The organism is Providencia stuartii (assembly GCF_029277985.1).
Lineage (GTDB): Bacteria > Pseudomonadota > Gammaproteobacteria > Enterobacterales > Enterobacteriaceae > Providencia > Providencia zhejiangensis.
The window spans coordinates 590,445-610,309 of record NZ_CP119546.1 but is presented as its reverse complement, the minus strand read 5'-3'; the positions used below and the strand labels follow the sequence as shown (position 1 = coordinate 610,309).

Sequence of the window (19,865 nt, the reverse complement as noted above, 5' to 3'; positions counted from 1 at the left end):
TTGTTATTGATTATTTGCATTTTATTAACATTCTAGTCACACTCAATTCTATCTGGTCGTACCAGATGATAAAATCATCATAAGGAGAGCGGCATGCTTTATCAAAGTGAAACAATCTATGTTCAATGGTTGAAAACAGGTATTGCAGAACTCGTTTTTAACTCAGCCGAGCCAATAAATAAGTTAGATACTCATACCGTTGCTTCACTTGATGAAGCAGTTGCTACTCTTGAACAGCAAACAGAACTCTTGGGTGTTATTTTAAGATCTGACAAACCGGCTTTTATCGTTGGTGCTGATATCAAAGAATTTCTTTCTCTTTTTGAAGCACCAGCAGAAATGTTAAGTGAATGGCTAAGCTACGCAAATCGCATTTTTAATCGTATAGAAGATTTGCCTGTTCCTACTGTGAGTGCCATTAATGGCTACGCGTTAGGTGGCGGCTGTGAATGTATTCTTTCCACCGACTTACGAATTGCCTCTCCAGATGCTCGCGTAGGTTTACCTGAAACTAAGTTAGGTATTATGCCTGGCTTTGGTGGGTCAGTCCGTTTGCCTAGACTCATTGGCTTAGATAGCGCTCTCGAAATTATTACCGCAGGTAAAGATGTCAGTGCAGCCGAAGCGTTAAAAATGGGATTAGTGGATGCGGTTGTTGAAACAGAAAAACTCCCTCAAGCTGCATTAGAATTGATTGAGTCAGCTATTTCTGGGGCGATTAATTGGCAGCAACGACGTCAACCGAAATTACAACCATTGCAACTTAGTCCTATTGAGCAAACAATGAGCTTTAATGTTGCGAAAGGAATGGTTTATAAAGTTGCGGGAAAACATTACCCAGCCCCAATGGCAGCAGTCAATACTATTGAAAAAGCCGCTAATTGTTCTCGTGATGAAGCGCTAAAACATGAAATGGCCGCTTTTGTTCCCCTTGCACACAGTGACGTCGCTCGTTCATTAGTCAGTATTTTCTTAAATGACCAACAAGTTAAGTCTACTAGCAAACGACTTTCTCGCCATGTAGAAGCCCCTAAACATGCAGCCGTACTCGGCGCGGGTATTATGGGTGGCGGGATCGCCTACCAATCAGCCAGCAAAGGTGTATCTGTGCTGATGAAAGATATTAATGAAAAATCGTTAGATTTAGGCATTGAAGAAGCCCATAAATTATTAAATGCTCAGTTTGAAAGAGGCAAAATCAACGCTTCAAAAATGGCGAAAACTCTCGCATCCATTCACCCTTCTCTCTCCTACTCGGGCATTGAAAATGCACAAGTGGTCGTCGAAGCGGTTATTGAGAATCCTAAAATTAAAGCGGCTGTTCTCTCTGAAGTTGAGGCATTAGTTAGCCCTGAAACAATCTTAGCATCCAATACCTCTACTATTCCGATTACTGAACTAGCCAAATCACTGAAGAAACCTGAAAATTTCTGTGGAATGCACTTCTTTAACCCTGTGCACCGCATGCCATTGGTTGAAATTATTCGCGGTGAAAAAACGACCGATGAGACCATCGCTAAAGTTGTTGCCTACGCAAATAAAATGGGTAAAACCCCCATCGTCGTTAATGATTGCCCAGGGTTCTTTGTCAATAGGGTTCTTTTTCCTTATTTTGCAGGTTTTAACTTGCTATTACAGGATGGTGCCGACTTCAGAGAAATCGATAAAGTCATGGAAAAAGAATTTGGCTGGCCTATGGGCCCCGCTTATCTACTTGATGTTGTTGGGATCGATACCGCTTTTCACGCAGAACAGGTAATGGCTTTAGGTTTCCCTGAGCGTATGAGCAAGACCAATAAGAATGCCATCGATGTGATGTTTGAAGCACAACGCTTTGGGCAAAAAAATGGCAAAGGTTTTTATCAATACGAAAAAGATAAAAAAGGAAAACCGAAAAAGGTCGATGACCCAGCGACTGATGCGTTATTAGCGTCAATTAGTAAAGGAAAACGTTCATTTACTAAAGAAGAGATCATCGCACGTATGATGATCCCAATGATCAATGAAGTCGTTCGTTGCCTAGAAGAAGGTATTATTCAAAGCCCAGCGGATGCTGACATTGCACTCGTTTATGGTCTTGGTTTCCCTCCTTTCCGTGGAGGCGCATTCCGCTATTTAGATACAGTGGGTACACAATCCTATGCTAAAACAGCTGAAACATATGCTCAATTAAGCCCACTGTATCAAATTCCTGAGGGTCTCAAAGAAAAATCACAGACCAATTCCAGTTATTATGCGCTGCCACCTGTAGTGGCAATTGATGTTAAAAAAGTTGCGAGAGGCTAATAGTATGGAAAATGTCGTTATTATCGATGGAATACGTACACCTATGGGGCGTTCAAAAGGCGGTGTATTTCGCCATGTCCGAGCGGAAGACCTCTCAGCACATTTAATGAATGTAATTTTTGAACGCAATCCTAACGCAAGCAAGAAAGACCTCGATGACATTATTTGGGGATGCGTACAGCAAACCCTTGAACAAGGTTTTAATATTGCGAAAAATGCTGCGTTACTGACTGATATTCCACACACCGTTCCAGCGGTCACTGTCAACCGTTTATGTGGTTCATCCATGCAAGCTTTGCATGATGCAAGCCGATTGATAATGACGGGTGATGCGCACTCGGTATTAATCGGCGGTGTTGAACATATGGGCCATGTTCCAATGACACATGGTATTGATTTCAACCCTAAATTAACACTACGAGTCGCAAAAGCAGCAGGCGCTATGGGTTTAACCGCAGAAATGCTGGCAAAAATGTATAAAATTAGTCGCGAAGAACAAGATGCATTTGCGCTCAGGTCACATCAACGGGCAACAGAAGCAACGAGAAACGGGCAGTTTAAGCAAGAAATAGCCCCTATTGCTGGGCATGATAGCAATGGCAATCTCTTTGCCGTGAATTACGACGAGGTCATTCGTTTTGATGCCAATCTTGAAAGCTTAGCGTCATTACGTCCCGTCTTTGATCCTGTCAGCGGTACTGTAACTGCGGGTAACTCGTCGGCACTTTCGGATGGTGCATCAGCGATGTTAATCACTAGCGAAAGTTACGCGCATAAACAAGGGCTGAAGCCGAGAGCTAGAGTTCGCGCCATGGCTGTAGTCGGCTGTGATCCATCTATCATGGGCTTTGGGCCTGTTCCTGCAACAGAATTAGCGCTTAAGCGGGCTGGATTATCACTAGCCGATATGGATGTGATTGAGTTAAATGAAGCGTTTGCAGCTCAATCAATTGCCTGCCTAAAAGGGCTGAAACTACCTGAAAATCAAATTGATGAAAAAGTTAACCTTAATGGAGGTGCTATTGCACTAGGCCATCCTTTAGGATGCTCAGGAGCAAGGATAACAACCGCATTACTCAATCAATTAGAGCAAAAAGACAAACAATTTGGTCTAGCAACAATGTGTATAGGCTTTGGTCAGGGAATCGCAACCATCATAGAGCGTATATAACGTTTATACCCAAAATAGTTTGAATGGTAGTTTGCCAATAATAAAAGTGCGCTCAGAAAATTTATTTTATTACGTATTCTGAGCCACATTGCCAAGGCATATACCAATTGAAGTATCAAGGGTATACCGCTAGTTGCCGCCGTGTTGTTGTATGTTGTCAACATTCCCGCCTAGTCAGGGGCGGGCTTTTTATTTTGTGAAGCAATACGCTAAAGATAATTAGCCAATCAATGATATTGTTCCGCTGTCACTACAACCATTGCGAAAAGAGCATCGTAGAATAAAAATCATTAATAAACACAATGAAAAAGCCTCAGTGGCATAATAAATTTCAATAGACGCCACATTCAGTCTCAATATATTCGAAACGAAGCCATTGCGTGTTTTAAATAAACTCGTAAGCATCACCGAACAGTTGCTCAGGTTTTGCATTACGCTCGGCACAAAAGCGTTCTCTAGCGATTTTTGCCATTTCAAAACGCCCTGCGATATAGATGTCATAAGAAGACAAATCGCCAAAGTCTTCTAAGACCGCGCTTAATACCGTTCCTGATCGTCCTCGCCATAACTCATCAGGCTGTTCTACGATGGGCACAATTTTTAAATTCGAGTAACGTTCACTCAGCGCCTGAAGCTCACCTAAATCATAAAGATGTTCTAATTGGCGCCCTCCCCAATAGAAAGTAATGTCTCGAGAAGGGTTCTCCATCAACGCAGCCAGTAATATTGAATGCGTGTATGAGAAACCGGTTCCCCCCGCGACTAAAATCATGGGGTTTTGGCTATTTTCTCTAAACCAAGCTTTACCGTGTGGGATATCAATATCAATGCGGCGTTGGTCTAAAATTCTATCCATCACCGCCATGGCATAAAGATTAATCTCCGAAGCCCCAATATGAAGTTCAATTGTTTCGTTATTCGCGGGTGTAGAAGCCATGGAAAATGGGCGCTTATCACGTTCGTCCATTACCACCATAAGATACTGGCCCGCTTTAAAATGAAAAGGACCATCCGGCAACAAAATAACCCGATATACAGTATCAGTTATGGACTCAACAGATGTGACTTTGCAGCTCAAAGTTGCCATGGATCCCCTCTTATTTTTCAAAAATATTCAATTGTTCCCAAATATCATCTATACGCGACTTCACTTTTTCATCCATTACTATTGGTCTGCCCCACTCCCTGTTTGTTTCCCCAGGCCATTTATTGGTGGCATCTAGCCCCATTTTCGAGCCTAAACCTGACACTGGTGAAGCAAAATCAAGATAGTCAATCGGTGTATTTTCCATCATAACAGTATCACGGGCAGGATCCATACGCGTGGTTATCGCCCAGATCACATCTTTCCAGTCACGCGCATTGATATCATCATCACAAACAATGACAAATTTTGTGTACATAAATTGGCGAAGATAAGACCAAACCCCCATCATGACGCGTTTTGCATGACCTGCGTATTGTTTCTTCATGGTGACAACCGCGAGGCGATACGAGCAACCTTCAGGAGGCAAATAAAAATCAACAATTTCTGGGAATTGCTTTTGCAAAATAGGCACTAAAACTTCATTTAGTGCTTCACCAAGTACGGCTGGCTCATCAGGTGGTCTGCCTGTATAGGTGGAATGATAAATGGCATTGTGACGCTGTGTAATATGAGTCACTGTAAATACAGGGAAACTATCGATTTCATTATAATAACCGGTGTGATCCCCATAAGGTCCTTCGGGGGCAAGCTCTCCCGGCTCAATATACCCTTCTAAGATAATCTCAGCCCCAGCGGGCACCTCAAGATCATTAGAAATACATTTAACAACCTCTGTTTTATTACCGCGCAATAATCCTGCAAAGGCATATTCAGATAATGTATCCGGAACGGGTGTCACTGCCCCCAAAATAGTTGCAGGATCTGCTCCTAGTGCAACCGCCACGGGGAACTTTTCCCCCGGATGCTGTTGGCACCACTCTTGGTAATCAAGAGCGCCACCACGATGTGAAAGCCAGCGCATAATGACTTTATTTTTACCTAACACTTGCTGGCGATAGATACCTAAGTTTTGGCGTTCTTTATTCGGACCTCTCGTGACGGTTAATCCCCACGTAATGAGTGGCGCGGCATCCTCAGGCCAACAATGCATCACAGGAATTTTAGTCAGATCGACATCATCACCAGTCCAAATTTGCTCTTGGCAAGGTGCTGAGCTTAGCCGTTTCGCCGGCATATTCAATACTTGTTTAAATTTAGGTAATTTATCGAATAAATCACGGAATCCCTTCGGGGGATCTGGCTCTTTCAGGAAAGCAAGCAACTTACCCACATCATGTAAGGCTTTGATATCTTCTTGCCCCATCCCCATGGCAACGCGTTTAGTCGTACCAAACAGATTGCATAAGACAGGCATATTATACCCTTTGGGGTTTTCAAATAATAATGCCGGGCCCCCTGCTCTAAGCGTGCGATCGGCTATTTCCGTCATTTCGAGGTAAGGATCGACTTCCATCGTAATACGTTTTAATTCGCCTTGCTTTTCAAGCTGGGCAATGAAGTCTCTTAGGTCACGGTATTTCATTGTCATCTTTTACTATTACAGAGGGAGTCTCATTATAAGACGTCCGGCAAAGGTTACAAGTTACCCATAAAAACTATTTGTAATCAATATGTTTATCTCTAAAAACTGATTACTTTACTGACAAACAAATGGAACCAGTGATTTTAATGATAAAGTATCAAACTGTTCAGGAAATACCTGATTGTGCTTAAATAATTTAAAACCATCACCTTTTCCACTGAAATACTCCAGTGTATTCCCCTTAATTTGTAACCCACTGCCTTCCCTTAGCGCAACAACGACTTCATGTGGGTTGATCACACAAAATTCTTGCAATCTTTCATCGCGAGTTTCCCCCATATGACCAGAGATATGCGCATCAATATAATGAGGATTTATTTGCAATGGAAAGAGCCCCAAAGATGGCATAATTGCCGCATTACTCACTGGCATATCATTGGTTGTACGAATACTGGGTGTCGCGACATTACAACCTGCACTCCAACCAATATATGGCACATCACGTTCTCTCACCGCACGCTGAATAGCCACAATAAGCCCATTTTCATGCAGACATTTATTTAACCACCAAGTATTACCCCCGCTAACAAGAATACATTCCGCTTGTTCAATTGCTTCTACAGGACTAGAGAAATGCTCTATCGAGGTGACTTTGATCCCTAAAGATTCACTTAGCTGTTCCGCACGTTCATCATGCGAACCGCGTAATATTGCATAAGGCACTAATACTGCTGACTTAATATTTTTACGGGCAATCATTTCGTGAATACGAGGTAATGCGTAGCTTAGCCATACTGGATTATTAGGAAGCTTACCATTACTTAATAAAAATATTTCCATGCTGTCTCCTAGATAACGAGTTGTTATACTATGGTTAACTCTCTTGAGTAAGTTTAAGTTAATATATGTTTCTGATTCTGAATGATATTCTTACTTAATGGATTAGTCACATTTTTATGTGTTAATTTGTTATGATGAGCATAATTTTGTCGCGTGGGTTAGAGAAATGGAAAAGTGGTATTTGCTATATTGTAAACGAGGGCAAATTGATAGGGCCATAGAGCACTTGAATAGGCAAAGTGTCATTTGCATGACCCCGATGACAGAGATAGAAAAAGTGGTTAGAGGAAAACGGGTGACAGTACAAGAAGCTCTATTCCCTAACTACCTATTTGTGAAATTTGATCATAATGACATCCATACGACAACAATCCAATCAACACGAGGTGTAAGTCATTTTGTGCGTTTTGGGCAACTACCTGCCGTTGTACCCGATGAAATTATAGAGCTCTTGCAACAGGCTCCACTGTCTCATCTTGTCGCCCCTGAAACACCAGTGCATGGTGATAATGTTTTAATTACAGAAGGTATTTTTTCCGGTATACAAGCTATCTATGATGAGCCAAATGGTGAGTCGCGATCCATCTTATTGCTGAATATTTTAAATAAAAATGTATCTAAAGTGCTTGATAACTCTCAATTTAAAAAATTACCTCAATAGAAATAAAAAGGCCCACATCGAGTGGGCTTTTTTGTTAATTCAATAGTCATGAACTAAGAATCTTCTTTCTCTTCGTTTTCTTCGTTTTCTTCTTCATCCGCCTTCCGTCGACCTTTACCTACATAAAAGTTAGATAAAAGTACCCCCAACTCAAAGAGTAAGTACATCGGAACGGCAAGTAAAGTCTGAGAGAGAACGTCTGGTGGCGTTAGGAACATCCCAACAATAAATGCACCAACTAAAATATATGGGCGTTTACGTTTTAATGATTCCGGTGTTGTCACTCCCGTCCAGCATAAGAGAATAATGGCTATAGGTACCTCAAATGCGGCACCAAATGCCATAAATAGCGTCATAACAAAACTGAGATATTTGCTAATATCCGGAATAAAATTAACGCTATCGGGTGTCGTTTTCACAAAAAAGCCGAATGCTAATGGGAAAACCACAAAATAAGCAAATGCCATTCCTAAATAGAAAAGGAAGCTGCTCGAAACCAACAAAGGCAGCATTAATCTACGTTCGTGCTTATATAACGCAGGTGCTATAAACGCCCAAATTTGATACAAAATGACCGGTATTGATACAAATATCGATACCATCATTGTCAGTTTAATTGGGGTAAAGAATGTAGATGCCACATCTGTCGCACTCATTTGAGAACCAACAGGGAGCTTATCAATCAAAGGGGCGGCAACTAACCGATAAATGTCATTTGAGAAGTAAGCCAAAGCAGCGAAAACAATCAAAACCGTAATCAAACAGTTTAGCAGCCGCTTCCTGAGTTCAATGAGGTGGCTAATAAGTGGTTGTGTATCATTTACAGCCATGTTCTATTTTTCGCTTTCAGTCTGATTAGGATTTTTTTTCGTTGTCGATGCAGTTTGTTGAGCGTCGTCGCTTTGCGCTGATAACGTTACTGGCTCTTCAACCACTTCTGCCATTTTTGCTGCATGTTCAGGATCAGGGTCTGACTCTTGAGTTTTTGAAGCATTGTTTTGAGCATCTTTAACTGCACTATCATAGTTGTCAGTTAATTCTTTCGCTTTTTGCAATTCGCTTTCAACACCCTCTGTCGTCGCTTGATAACCTGATTTTAATGATTGTGCTGCTTGGCGAAGCTCATCCATAGATTGTTTTAGCTCAGGAGAAAGCGTTTCCATACCAGCTTTCTCCTCAACTTTTTTCAAGGTCTCTTGCAATTCTTGCAATTTGAGTTCTTGTGACAATTCATTTTGCACATTAGCGGCTAAAGAGCGCATAGCACGGATCCAACCAGCAACAGTTCTCACTGCCACTGGTAGACGCTCAGGGCCTAATACGACAAGACCAATAACTGCAACAAGCAGCAGTTCACTGAAACCTATGTCAAACACGGTTTAACCCTGCTCTTTATTTTTGCTCTCAACTGGGCTGTCTTTCTTCTCAGCAGCCTGTTGCTCTGTAATATTTTTAGGTGCAAAATCAGCATCTTGTTTTTCTTGCTCTTCTTTTGCAGCCTTTGCAGCTTCATCATCGTTCATTGCTTTTTTAAAGCCTTTCAATGATTCACCTAAGTCAGATCCCAGAGAGCGCAGCTTTTTGGTTCCGAAAATTAAAATAATAAGTAGAGCAATAATAATAAGTTGCCAAGGGCTACCAAAAGCGGCCATTGAAATAGTTGATTCCATTGTTTATACCTCTGTAAAAGTGGGATCAATAGTTATTTATCCCATTATATACAACCTGCTCTCAATACGGAAATATTCACAGGCTTATAAACTTGTCGCAAAACAAGGTTTACTTAATTTTTTCCTGATTTATACCAACCTATAACCCATGACAACGCACCAATAGTCATAAATGCTGTCGCCATTGAGGTTGACTCAAAAATAAAGAATAAACTACCGCAAAGAATCAGTGTTGCCCCCATTCCTAATAGGTACTGAGACTTACGCTGTTTGCTACGTTGTTCCTTTAATTGATCAGTAAGTTGTTCAATATTCGATTGTAGGAATTTATGTTGACGTAAAGCGCCATAAATTAAATCAGGAATTTCAGGCATTTTTTCTGCCCAATAAGGTGCCTTTTCTTTTAAAGCTTGAGTAATAGCTGGAATACCAACTTGGCTATGTATCCAATCTTCTAAAAATGGCTTCGCCGTCTTCCACAAATCAAGTTGGGGATAAAGCTGACGACCTAAACCTTCAACATAAAGTAAGGTTTTTTGTAGCAATACTAGCTGTGGTTGCACTTCCATATTGAAGCGACGAGCAGTATTAAATAGATTCAGCAGGACATGCCCAAACGAAATTTCAGCCAGTGGCTTTTCAAAGATTGGTTCGCACACCGTTCTGATAGCAAACTCAAAATCCTCAACGTTGGTATCAGCAGGTACCCAACCTGAATCGACATGTAACTCCGCCACCTTACGATAGTCGCGGTTAAAGAACGCAATAAAGTTTTCCGCTAAATAACGCTTATCTTCTTTATTTAATGACCCTACAATACCACAATCAATGCCAATATAAAGTGGATCTTCAGGGTGTTCATAACTCACAAAAATATTGCCTGGATGCATATCCGCATGGAAGAAACTGTCACGAAAAACTTGGGTAAAGAAGACTTTGACGCCTCTTTCAGCCAAGATTTTCATATTCGTTCCCTGAGCTTTTAAAGCCGAGATATCCGACACTGGGATTCCGTAGATGCGCTCCATGACCATCACATTTTCACGGCAATAATCCGCATAAACTTCAGGCACATACAACATAGAGCTATTTTCAAAGTTACGACGCAGCTGGATAGCATTGGCTGATTCACGTAAAAGGTTCAGCTCATCGATTAACGTTTTTTCGTATTCACGCACGACTTCTTTAGGGCGTAAACGACGGCCGTCTGGTAACAAAGGCACCCAATTAGCGATGCGGTACATGAGTTTCACATCAGCTTTAATCACTGGCAAGATATCAGGACGAATGACTTTTAAAACAACCTCTTTGCCATTTTCTTTCAGCTTGGCAGTATGGACTTGAGCGATTGACGCTGAGGCGAGGGCTTTTTCATCAAAATCATCAAACCATTGTTCTAATGGCCCACCTAATGATTCTTCAATGTAGCGACGCGCCAATTTACCGTCAAAACTAGCGACTTTATCTTGTAGTAAAGAGAGTTGATCAGCAATTGTTGGAGGGAAAAGGTCTCGGCGAGTCGATAACATCTGACCAAATTTAATCCATACCGGCCCCAACTCTTGTAACGCTAAACGTAATCGCTCACCCACTTCTTTTTCTGGATGTTGATTCTTGATCCAAAAGAAACCAAAGCGACCAATCCGAAGGGGTAACGTGAGTTTAACTTTTGGGATTAATTCATCTAAACCATATGAGAGGAATACCCGAATAATAAAGTAAAGGCGTTTTATTTCACCGGGCGTCATTATGCTCCTCCAGCTGGCGTAACCGCATTTCTAGCTGATTTAAGGACTCAGCAACCTGCTCAACTTCATCACTAAAATAAGCCAGTTCTAGCGGATTTGGCGCCATTTTCCATTCTTCAAGCAATGTATCTTTTAGGTACGTTTTTTGTCGACATGCTAGATGTGAAACAAGTTTACTTCCCTTTTGAACGATTTGGCTAATCCCTTGCGCGGCAACATCGCCGAGATAAGGTGACAGATAATGGGCGGGGTCCCAAATGGCCATATCTAACAGCGACGACCAATGCTGAACAACCTGCATATCACCTTCAATAACAATTTCACCACTATTAATTAGCTGTGATAATTGCTGTTTATCCTTTAGTTTAATCAACGTAAACAGGGATGTTTTGATTGTACAATCAGCAGGTTCACACCATTGGCTTAACACATCAACATGGTTATCAGTAAAAATCAGCGTCAACGTTTGATTGAGCTCTTTTAAGTCGACCGACATGACTTTACCCGCTAAGCGTGCTCTAGCGGGTTTTAAGACCGATTCTTTAAATAACATATGATTCATACATGTTTCCATGAATGCCGTCATTAAAGAATATAATACGGTATTTTGGCTTTCTGACTGTGCTGACGTGGCTTCCATCTTAGAATTTAAACCCTTTATGCAATGCGACGATACCACCTGTCATATTGGTATAAGTAACCTGTTCAAAACCTGCATTTTCCATCATGGATTTCAGTGTTTCTTGGTCAGGATGCATACGAATAGATTCAGCGAGATAACGGTAGCTCTCAGGATCACCAACGACTGCTTGCCCAATACGTGGCAAAACATGGAATGAATACGCATCATAAGCTTTATTCAGTGGCTCAATAACAGGTTTAGAGAATTCAAGAACAAGCAAACGTCCACCTGGCTTTAACACTCGAAACATTGAGCGCAACGCTTTATCTTTGTCTGTAACATTACGCAGACCAAAAGAGATAGTGATACAATCAAAATAATTATCTGGGAACGGCAACTCCTCAGCATTAGCTTGAACATAGCTAACATTACCAACGATACCAAGGTCACGTAACTTTTCACGCCCCATTTTTAACATGGAATCATTGATATCAGCGAGAATCACTTCGCCTTTTTCACCGACAAGGCGAGAAAATTTAGCGGTTAAATCGCCGGTTCCACCCGCCAGATCTAGAACGCGTTGATTACGACGCACACCACTGGCTTCTATCGTAAAACGTTTCCAGACACGATGAATGCCAAACGACATTAAATCATTCATCAAATCATATTTTGATGCTACAGAATGAAAAACATTTGCTACTAGGCCAACTTTATCTTCTTTGCCTACTGTACGGAAACCAAAATCAATAGTTTCTTTTGTTGGTTCTGTCATTTCTATTATGCCTGTTTATAATTCAAACTTTTGTAGGAAGTGTAACAGCCTTTGAGGTAAAACCCTATCAAGAAGTCTAAGATTCCGCACAATATGGCTTATCTGACTTTTCAACTAATTGAGCGGAGATTGGCTGCTTTACCTCTACTCCCATTTCTTTAAAGCTTTCTGCTTGGCTAATCAAATTTCCTCGGCCTTCTGCTAGCCTTTTCATTGCTGATTGGTAAGCCTGATCTGCTTTATCTAAGCTGGCGCCTAAAAGCTGCATATCCTCGACAAAAAGGCGCAACTTATCATACATTTTCGCTGCTTTTGTCGCAATTTCTTGCGCATTTTGTCCTTGTCGTTCGTACCGCCATAAGTTATTGATTGTTCTCACTGCAACCAATAAGGTAGAAGGACACACTAACATGATATTCTGTTTTATCCCTTCATCAAGTAACTCAGGCGATTCTTTTAAAGCTAACAAATACGCAGGTTCAATCGGAATGAACATCAAGACATAATCAAGGGAGCGTATTCCTGGTAATTGGTGATAATCTTTACGGCTTAAACCACGCATATGATTACGAATTGAAGCGACATGATTTTTGAGTGCATAGGCTTGTTCTTCAGGATCTTCACTATTGAAATAGTTTTCATAGGCGACTAATGACATTTTAGCATCAACAATGACGTCCTTGCCTTCAGGTAGGCGAATAATCACATCGGGTTGATAACGGCTATTGTAGCTTGTGTTTATACTCACCTGTGTCTCAAACTCACTACCTTGACGTAAGCCAGAAGCTTCAAGGATACGAGTCAAAATCGTTTCTCCCCAATTCCCTTGAATTTTATTATCACCTTTGAGAGCACGCGTTAAATTAACGGCTTCTTTCGTCATTTGATTGTTTAACTGTTGTAATTGACGAATTTCATAAGCCAAGGTGTGCCGTTCTTTAGCCTCTTCCCCAAAACTTTGTTGAACTTGCTGGCGGAAACCTTCAAGTTGCTCACGAAATGGTGACAGCATGGCGATTAAGCTTTTCTGTTGCTGCTCTGACACTCGTCGTTCACTTTGTTCGAAAATACGGTTTGCCAAATTTTCAAATTGTGTAGTCAGCCGCTGCTCACTATTTTGCAATAGCCTTTGTTTTTCTTCGTTAGCTAATTGATTTTGTTCAAAACGTGTGGTGATTTCCCGTAGTTCAGCTTCCTGCTCACGGTTAATGTCTCGCAATGTACGCAGCTCTTGATCAAGACGCTCATACTCCATTTTCCATTCAGAAAGATGGATGTTTTTTTCATCGCTTGCCGCAAGCTGACGGTTAACTTGTTGGAGTTCTTGTTCTTTTTGGCTCAATTTTTGTGCAATAGAAAACCAGACAGCCAAACCGCCAATTAAAATACCACCGAGGGCACCAATAACCCCATATAGTAGAGAGGTATCCACTGTTAAATCCTTACATTACGTGATCCAATGTAAAGTAATCGGATACTGTATATCTGTCCAGAAGTAATTTGAAGTAAGCCATAAATTGCGAACAGCTTCGCAGCTTATCCCATCCAATGAGCCAACCAACGTAGGCCAAAAGCGCCTGGCGCTAATATACCGAATGCCCATATCATCGCAGAAACAATATTCGCGATCTGAAAGTAACGTTTCGGCATTTTACAAATGCCTGCAACTAAAGGCACTACGGCTCTAAATGGTCCAAAGAAACGTCCTAAAAATACGCTCCAGATCCCCCAACGATTAAAGAAGTGCTGCCCGCGATCTATCATCTGTGGTTTACGAGAAATAGGCCACATTTTACGAACATTGTCTTTGTAGTGAAAACCAAACCAGTAAGAAAGCCAATCACCAAAAAACGCGCCTAATGTCGCGGCAAGCCATACAGGCCAAAATGTGATACCGCTTTCTCCGATTAAAGCCCCTAAGCCAAGTAAAATGACGGTCGCAGGTAACAGTAAGGATAAAAATGCTAAAGATTCACCAAAAGCGAGAAAGAAAATGATTGGTAGTGCCCATATTTCATGTTCACGGGTAAACTCAGTCACCGCATGGACTATTTCATTTAGTGTCACCGTCATTTCTCCCTTAATGATAACTTGGTGAGTACATTAACGAATATGTAATAAACCAATATTAAACTAACTATTCGATAAAATAGCTTTGCAGCACGCTGCGACCAGACTTATCCAAACCAAAATCCGTCTCTAACCACTTATCAATGCTGCCATAATGATTATTTATACTATTTATCGCTGTCAGTAAAAACTCTTCGCGTACTGAATAGACATATTCAAACTTCTTCACTGCGCTTTCGCTCATTCTCTGGGCGTGTTCTTCCAGTAAATGCTTGCGATATGGGGCCAACGTTTCGTTTGTTAGCAAGTAATCTTCCATGACGGTGTCTAAATCAGCGCCAAGTGCAAATAGTACTAAAGCTGAACCAACGCCGGTACGATCTTTACCAACGGCACAGTGCTGAACGATACCGCCTTTTTCTGGCTGCTTTAGCATATTCACCAGTTGATGATAAGCTGGATTATTTAGCGGCAGCAGTTCGTAAAGACGGTTCATGAAAATTTTAGGATCAAATTTTTCAAGGAGTTCAGGGGTTAATTTATCAAGATCAGCACTCACCTCTTTAGCCATAGGGTTTGCGGGTGCATTAACATAATGAGCGCCATCCCAAACAATATCTGGTTTTGATTTAATTTCAGCAACATCGCGATAATCTAATATCTGATAGAGATTTTGATCTTGTAAAATGATCAAATCCTCTTCAGTTAAATGGTTGAGAGCCCCTGAGCGAAACAATAAACCTGACTTAATTTTATTACCATTCGCTAATTTTTTCCCACCAAGGTCACGGAAATTAACGCCGCCTTTAAGAGGCAATACTGAAGGGTGCAAATAAGGTGTTTTGGTCATCATCTTCTTACCTATAATGTTGATTGTTCTCAAAACCATAACAGATTATGCCTCGAAAAAAATCAGAAAAAATACCTGCAATTAAGCAGGCATTAATAAAATGAGCGATAAAGATGAAAATAAACCAAGAGAGAAAGTGAACTGGGCTCGTCTACTGTTTATTCACAACCGAGTGAAAGCGTAAGTAAACGAGCCAGTAATGACGTAATTAAAGTAGGCGACGAGCAGCCTCAACCACAATACTCAACACATTACCTTCTGTTTTCTTCAGCAAGGCTTCATTAGGGATTTCTTGTTGGGTACGGTTAACAATCACACCAGCGACCATACCAGCCCGTAAACCTTGGCTTGAACACATAGTCAATAATGTTGCAGATTCCATTTCATAATTCATGACACCCATATCTTGCCATTCTTTCATTGAACCTCTGAAATGGCGCATCACACGGCCTGTATAGGTATCGTAGCGTTCTTGTCCTGGATAGAAGGTATCAGAGGAAGCCGTCACCCCCACATGGACGGTCGCCCCCGCTTCTTTTGCTGCATCATAGAGAGCATTTGTACATGTAAAGTCAGCAACCGCAGGGTATTCAAGAGGTGCAAAGTGCTGGCTCGCGCCATCCAGTCTTACCGCGCCTGTCGTCACCAAAACATCACCTACATTGATGTTTTCTTGGATAGCACCTGTTGTACCAATACGTAAGAAAGTACGGATCCCTAACTGTGCTAATTCTTCTACAGCAATCGAGGTAGAAGGACCACCGATACCTGTAGAACACACAATCACGGCTTTACCATCAAGCTCACCACGCCAAGAGGTGAACTCACGCAGAGAAGCGAGATGTACTGGGTTATCCATCAAACGTGCGATTTTCTCAACGCGATTCGGGTCACCGGGAACAATAGCAACAGTAGCACCCTGCAAGTCACTCTTTTTTAAGCCTAAGTGGAATACGTCAGACATATCAAACTCCTTTACACAATGGCATCATTGAATTTATACGTTAAGAGTAATATAGCGGTAAACCCCAAACAGTTTAGTGACATTAATCACCTTTAATGAAAATCGATATGTTTATGTTGCAAAATAAAGTGATTCAAGTCACACAAAACAAGCGGGTAGACCTAAGTATCCGATCAGTATAGACGATACCGAGAGGAGCACTGAAACAACACTTATAAAATTTGATTAGCTATGATGAGAAGTATTGATTGTTGTTAATGATATACAGCAAAGCCCCTATTTATACCTATAAATGCTAATCCAAGGCTGATTCATCGCATATTTTGCGTGACGCCTTGGTTGATATTGAAGGTGGACATGCCTTAGCACAAGATATCTTCATTGCCCCCGCTCGAGAATAAAAAAGCGCCATTCATGATTTGAATGGCGCTTTGAATTATTGGCAGAATAAAAGAGCGTTGGCTATCAGAGAACTACATCAAGGATTAGAACGCCCACCAGACCGATTGCCCAAGCTATCGTTGTTGGGATAGACCAGACCATCATCTGCTGTTTAACGTCCTTAATACCCATCATTCTATTCACAACCCAGTAAAGGCTGTCGTTAAAATATCCGAAGAATAATGACCCCATAGTTGCTGCTTGAGCAGCGACAAGTAGATTAATATCCGGAATTTGGCTAATGATTGGCGCAGATATTGAAGCTGCCGTGATCATCGCGACGGTGCCTGAGCCCTGAATTAAACGTACTAAGGTTGCGATAATAAATGGGATGAGCACAGGCGTGATCGGTAAGCTCGCCACATGCTCGGCTAAAATATTCCCCGTCCCACTATCACGTAGCACTGCGCCTAATGCACCGCCAGCACCTGTTACCAATAAAATGATACCCGCTGACTGTAAGCCTTCTTCCATACGGTCGATGACTTCTTCCTTTGTCGCTTTTGGCATCAATGTATAAACCGAGATTAACACACTGATCGATAAAGCGATTATAGGTGCCCCAAGGAATTGGAAGGTTTGGAAGTACCAATTATCATCCATACCTTGGAAAGTGTCAGTTTTCAGCAATAACCCATTAACTGCGTTAATAAAAATCAGCAAGATCGGCGTGACGATAGGCAATACAGATAAGAACAGGCTTGGTAACGGTTTATTTGCCTTTTCTTCCATATAACGATCGTGGATTTCTTTTAAATCGGCATTGTTGCTGTCATCAGGCATGAACTCAGGGTATTTAACCGCTAGCCATTTTGCGTAAAAAACAATACCAATCACGCAAGGCACCGCAAGGGTCATCCCCGTTAATATCATGGCACCAATATCAACACCAAAAATGCCTGCAACCCCCAAAGGACCTGGCGTTGGCGGTACAGTATGGTGTGTGACCACCAGACCACCCGCTAATGTAACACCTAGGGTTAACAAACTGCGCTTACCGTTCTTTGCTAACGCTTTCGCCAACGGATAAAGAATAACGAATGCCGAATCAACAAAAATAGGGATACTGACGATATAACCTGTAATAGCCAGCGCCCATTCTTCACGCTTTTTTCCTAACCAACGAATAAAACTATAAGCTATCTGTTCAGCAGCACCAGAAACTTCTAGCACCCTTCCCATCATTACCCCGAGACCGATAACAATACCGATGCCACCGAGTGTACTACCAAAACCTTTTGTAATGACAGTCACTGTTTCGGCCGCTGTTAATCCACCAGAAATACCGGCGATTGCAGCCGCAATCAACATGGCAAGTAACGCATGAATACGCGTTCGTAATACCAAGAAGATCAGGACAAATATGGCCACTGCGAGGCCAATAATAGGAATATAGGACATCGCTTATCCCCTATTGCTGTGAGCCGTGGTGAATGATGAACGAACGGATCGCATCAGCAAATGAACCATCTGCACGGAAGCCAAGGCCTAACGCACGGCTAATATCAAATTTGCCCGGCCAACTCGCGACGATACGGTTAATGGCTTCATCAGGTTCGAAACGAATAAGGTCAACAGCGTCTTGACCAGCGACATCGCGTAGCGCATCAATCATTCCTTGAACCGTTACGGTAATTCCCGGTAAGTTAACGGTACGAGAAAGGCCAAATTTCTCTGCTGAAATAGTTGCAGCATGGATGAAATTGCTCACCACGGTTTCTGGGCTAGACAGCCACAAAGCAAGTTCAGGTGAAACTGGGCAAACACTTTCAATACCATTTAATGGCTCACGAATGATCCCACTGGCAAATGATGAAGCAGCCTTGTTAGGCACTCCTGGGCGAACACTGATGGTCGGTAGACGTAACACACGTCCGTCAACATAACCTTTACGTGAGTAGTCGTTAACCATCAACTCACACATGGCTTTTTGAGCGCCATATGAAGATTGCGGATTCACAACACATAGGTCGGTGATCACATCTGGCAGCTCACCACCAAATACGGCTAAAGAACTGGTAAAGATAAACTTCATGGCCGGATTTTTAGCACGAGCCACTTCTAACAACTGACGTGTTGCTTCGAAATTCACTTTCATGCCTAAATCGAAATCACTTTCAGCATGGCTACTCACAATTGCAGCGAGGTGGTAAACCACATCGGTTTGTGCATCAATCAGTTGATCAGCAGCACCTGCTTGAGTTAAATCCGTTGCCACACAGCTCACTCTAGCATCTTCAATTGGGGATGTAGGGCACTGAATGTCCGCTAGAACGAGTTGGTCAAATTGAAAACCCTGGCTATTTTTAAGTAAAGCAGCGGCTAGCTGCTGACCTAAAAAGCCAGCGCCGCCAGTGATGATAACTTTCATTGTTATTCTCCTTGAAATAGCCTATTTCTGGCTATTTATCATTAGGTAAGATTTATTTATGTCTTTATTAAATGAAGTTTTATATTTTGTTCTGTTATCCGCTGCACAGCATCGTTTGGTAGTTGATCGTCGCAAATGATGTCATGCAATTGATTGAGTGGACAAACACGAAACATACCGTATTTGCCAAATTTACTACTGTCAGAAACCAGCACACAGCGCCGAGCAACATCTAGTAGTGTTTGTTTTATCTGCACTTTTTCTTCATGGGGCGTAGAGACACCATGTAGTAAATCCCAAGAGCTTGTACTAATAAATGCCACATCAACATTTAACGTTTTCAGCATCATCGCTGCGGTATTACCAACACACGAATGATTGCGTTTATCGACTTGCCCTCCCGTGTGATAGAGATTGAGTTGCGATTTATTCATCAAATACTGCATGATCGAAAAATCGTTAGTCACAATTGTTAAATTAAACCGTTCACCTAACACACGAGCGATTTCAAATGTGGTCGTTCCCGCATCGAGATACACCACTTGCCCGTCTTCAACGAGCGATGAGGCAAATTTACCTATCTCACGTTTACTGCGATGGTGTAGACGCGCTTTTTCACTCCAAGGTAACTCTTGGCGTAACGCATCGTTTAAACGAACACCACCGCTGATTGCGACCACCTTCCCTTCTTCTTCGAGCATGCGAATATCACGTCTTACCGTCATATGTGACACATTCATCAGTTCAACCAAATCGTTGATCGAAACGGTTTGGTATTCATGAACGTAACGGTAAATAAAATCACGACGCTCTGAAGGGATCATAG

The 19,865-nt window shown here is 41.8% G+C and carries 19 protein-coding genes; 3 read left to right on the top strand and 16 right to left on the bottom strand.

The genetic code is table 11. The features are described from left to right. The first annotated feature begins 93 nt into the window (after positions 1–93). Complete coding sequence (gene fadB / locus P2E05_RS02605; RefSeq protein ID WP_154624676.1) at positions 94–2,286, top strand: fatty acid oxidation complex subunit alpha FadB; 2,193 nt, start codon at positions 94–96, stop codon at positions 2,284–2,286. 4 nt (positions 2,287–2,290) lie between these two features. Continuing rightward, positions 2,291–3,457 (top strand): acetyl-CoA C-acyltransferase FadA, encoded by a 1,167-nt coding sequence (fadA, locus tag P2E05_RS02600; RefSeq protein WP_154624675.1) that lies wholly within the window; start codon positions 2,291–2,293, stop codon positions 3,455–3,457. Between the two features lie 385 nt (positions 3,458–3,842). Here the strand turns inward: fadA and fre are convergent, their stop codons facing one another. The 3 genes from fre to pepE all read right to left on the bottom strand — a co-directional run bounded on the left by fre (position 3,843) and on the right by pepE (position 6,867). Beyond that, the gene (gene fre / locus P2E05_RS02595; RefSeq protein WP_154624674.1) at positions 3,843–4,544 is read right to left on the bottom strand and encodes an NAD(P)H-flavin reductase; all 702 of its coding nucleotides are present in this window, start codon (positions 4,542–4,544) and stop codon (positions 3,843–3,845) included. Positions 4,545–4,554: 10 nt separating this feature from the next. After that, entirely contained in the window at positions 4,555–6,027 is a 1,473-nt protein-coding gene (gene ubiD, locus P2E05_RS02590) for a 4-hydroxy-3-polyprenylbenzoate decarboxylase (protein ID WP_251465034.1), read from the bottom strand. Between the two features lie 114 nt (positions 6,028–6,141). Then, positions 6,142–6,867 (bottom strand): dipeptidase PepE, encoded by a 726-nt coding sequence (pepE, locus tag P2E05_RS02585; RefSeq protein WP_154624672.1) that lies wholly within the window; start codon positions 6,865–6,867, stop codon positions 6,142–6,144. 166 nt (positions 6,868–7,033) lie between these two features. Here pepE and rfaH point away from each other — a divergent pair, with 166 nt between their 5' ends. Continuing rightward, a complete protein-coding gene (gene rfaH, locus P2E05_RS02580) occupies positions 7,034–7,528 on the top strand; it encodes a transcription/translation regulatory transformer protein RfaH (protein WP_154624671.1) in 495 nt (164 codons plus the stop codon). 53 nt (positions 7,529–7,581) lie between these two features. Here rfaH and tatC read toward each other — a convergent pair whose 3' ends face one another. From tatC to P2E05_RS02515, 13 genes are all read right to left on the bottom strand, one after another. Next, a complete protein-coding gene (gene tatC, locus P2E05_RS02575) occupies positions 7,582–8,358 on the bottom strand; it encodes a Sec-independent protein translocase subunit TatC (RefSeq protein ID WP_163860647.1) in 777 nt (258 codons plus the stop codon). 3 nt (positions 8,359–8,361) lie between these two features. Continuing rightward, on the bottom strand, positions 8,362–8,904 hold the full coding sequence (gene tatB / locus P2E05_RS02570; protein WP_163860646.1) for a Sec-independent protein translocase protein TatB: 543 nt from the start codon (positions 8,902–8,904) through the stop codon (positions 8,362–8,364). A gap of 3 nt (positions 8,905–8,907) precedes the next feature. Then, entirely contained in the window at positions 8,908–9,198 is a 291-nt protein-coding gene (gene tatA / locus P2E05_RS02565; RefSeq protein ID WP_154624669.1) for a twin-arginine translocase TatA/TatE family subunit, read from the bottom strand. A 113-nt stretch (positions 9,199–9,311) separates the two neighbouring features. Next, on the bottom strand, positions 9,312–10,946 hold the full coding sequence (gene ubiB, locus P2E05_RS02560; RefSeq protein WP_154624668.1) for a ubiquinone biosynthesis regulatory protein kinase UbiB: 1,635 nt from the start codon (positions 10,944–10,946) through the stop codon (positions 9,312–9,314). Next, positions 10,933–11,586: a ubiquinone biosynthesis accessory factor UbiJ gene (locus tag P2E05_RS02555; RefSeq protein WP_154624667.1), complete on the bottom strand. Its 654-nt coding sequence runs from the start codon at positions 11,584–11,586 to the stop codon at positions 10,933–10,935. The genes ubiB and P2E05_RS02555 overlap by 14 nt, the downstream gene beginning before the upstream one ends. 1 nt (position 11,587) lies before the next feature. Beyond that, on the bottom strand, positions 11,588–12,343 hold the full coding sequence (gene ubiE / locus P2E05_RS02550; RefSeq protein ID WP_154624666.1) for a bifunctional demethylmenaquinone methyltransferase/2-methoxy-6-polyprenyl-1,4-benzoquinol methylase UbiE: 756 nt from the start codon (positions 12,341–12,343) through the stop codon (positions 11,588–11,590). A 76-nt stretch (positions 12,344–12,419) separates the two neighbouring features. After that, entirely contained in the window at positions 12,420–13,775 is a 1,356-nt protein-coding gene (gene rmuC / locus P2E05_RS02545; RefSeq protein WP_163860645.1) for a DNA recombination protein RmuC, read from the bottom strand. Between the two features lie 104 nt (positions 13,776–13,879). After that, positions 13,880–14,410, bottom strand: coding sequence for a DedA family protein (locus tag P2E05_RS02540; RefSeq protein ID WP_272687557.1), 531 nt, complete (start codon positions 14,408–14,410; stop codon positions 13,880–13,882). Between the two features lie 70 nt (positions 14,411–14,480). After that, a complete protein-coding gene (locus tag P2E05_RS02535; RefSeq protein WP_154624681.1) occupies positions 14,481–15,263 on the bottom strand; it encodes a tyrosine-protein phosphatase in 783 nt (260 codons plus the stop codon). Positions 15,264–15,471: 208 nt separating this feature from the next. Continuing rightward, the gene (gene udp / locus P2E05_RS02530; protein ID WP_163860643.1) at positions 15,472–16,227 is read right to left on the bottom strand and encodes a uridine phosphorylase; all 756 of its coding nucleotides are present in this window, start codon (positions 16,225–16,227) and stop codon (positions 15,472–15,474) included. A 465-nt stretch (positions 16,228–16,692) separates the two neighbouring features. Further along, positions 16,693–18,069 carry a GntP family permease gene (locus P2E05_RS02525; RefSeq protein WP_276123001.1) on the bottom strand — a complete coding sequence of 459 codons (1,377 nt, stop codon included), beginning with the start codon at positions 18,067–18,069 and terminating at the stop codon, positions 16,693–16,695. Positions 18,070–18,079: 10 nt separating this feature from the next. Continuing rightward, the gene (gene denD, locus P2E05_RS02520) at positions 18,080–19,039 is read right to left on the bottom strand and encodes a D-erythronate dehydrogenase (RefSeq protein WP_276123000.1); all 960 of its coding nucleotides are present in this window, start codon (positions 19,037–19,039) and stop codon (positions 18,080–18,082) included. 56 nt (positions 19,040–19,095) lie between these two features. Continuing rightward, positions 19,096–19,863, bottom strand: a complete 768-nt coding sequence (locus P2E05_RS02515; RefSeq protein WP_004924695.1) for a DeoR/GlpR family DNA-binding transcription regulator — start codon at positions 19,861–19,863, stop codon at positions 19,096–19,098. Positions 19,864–19,865 lie beyond the last annotated feature (2 nt).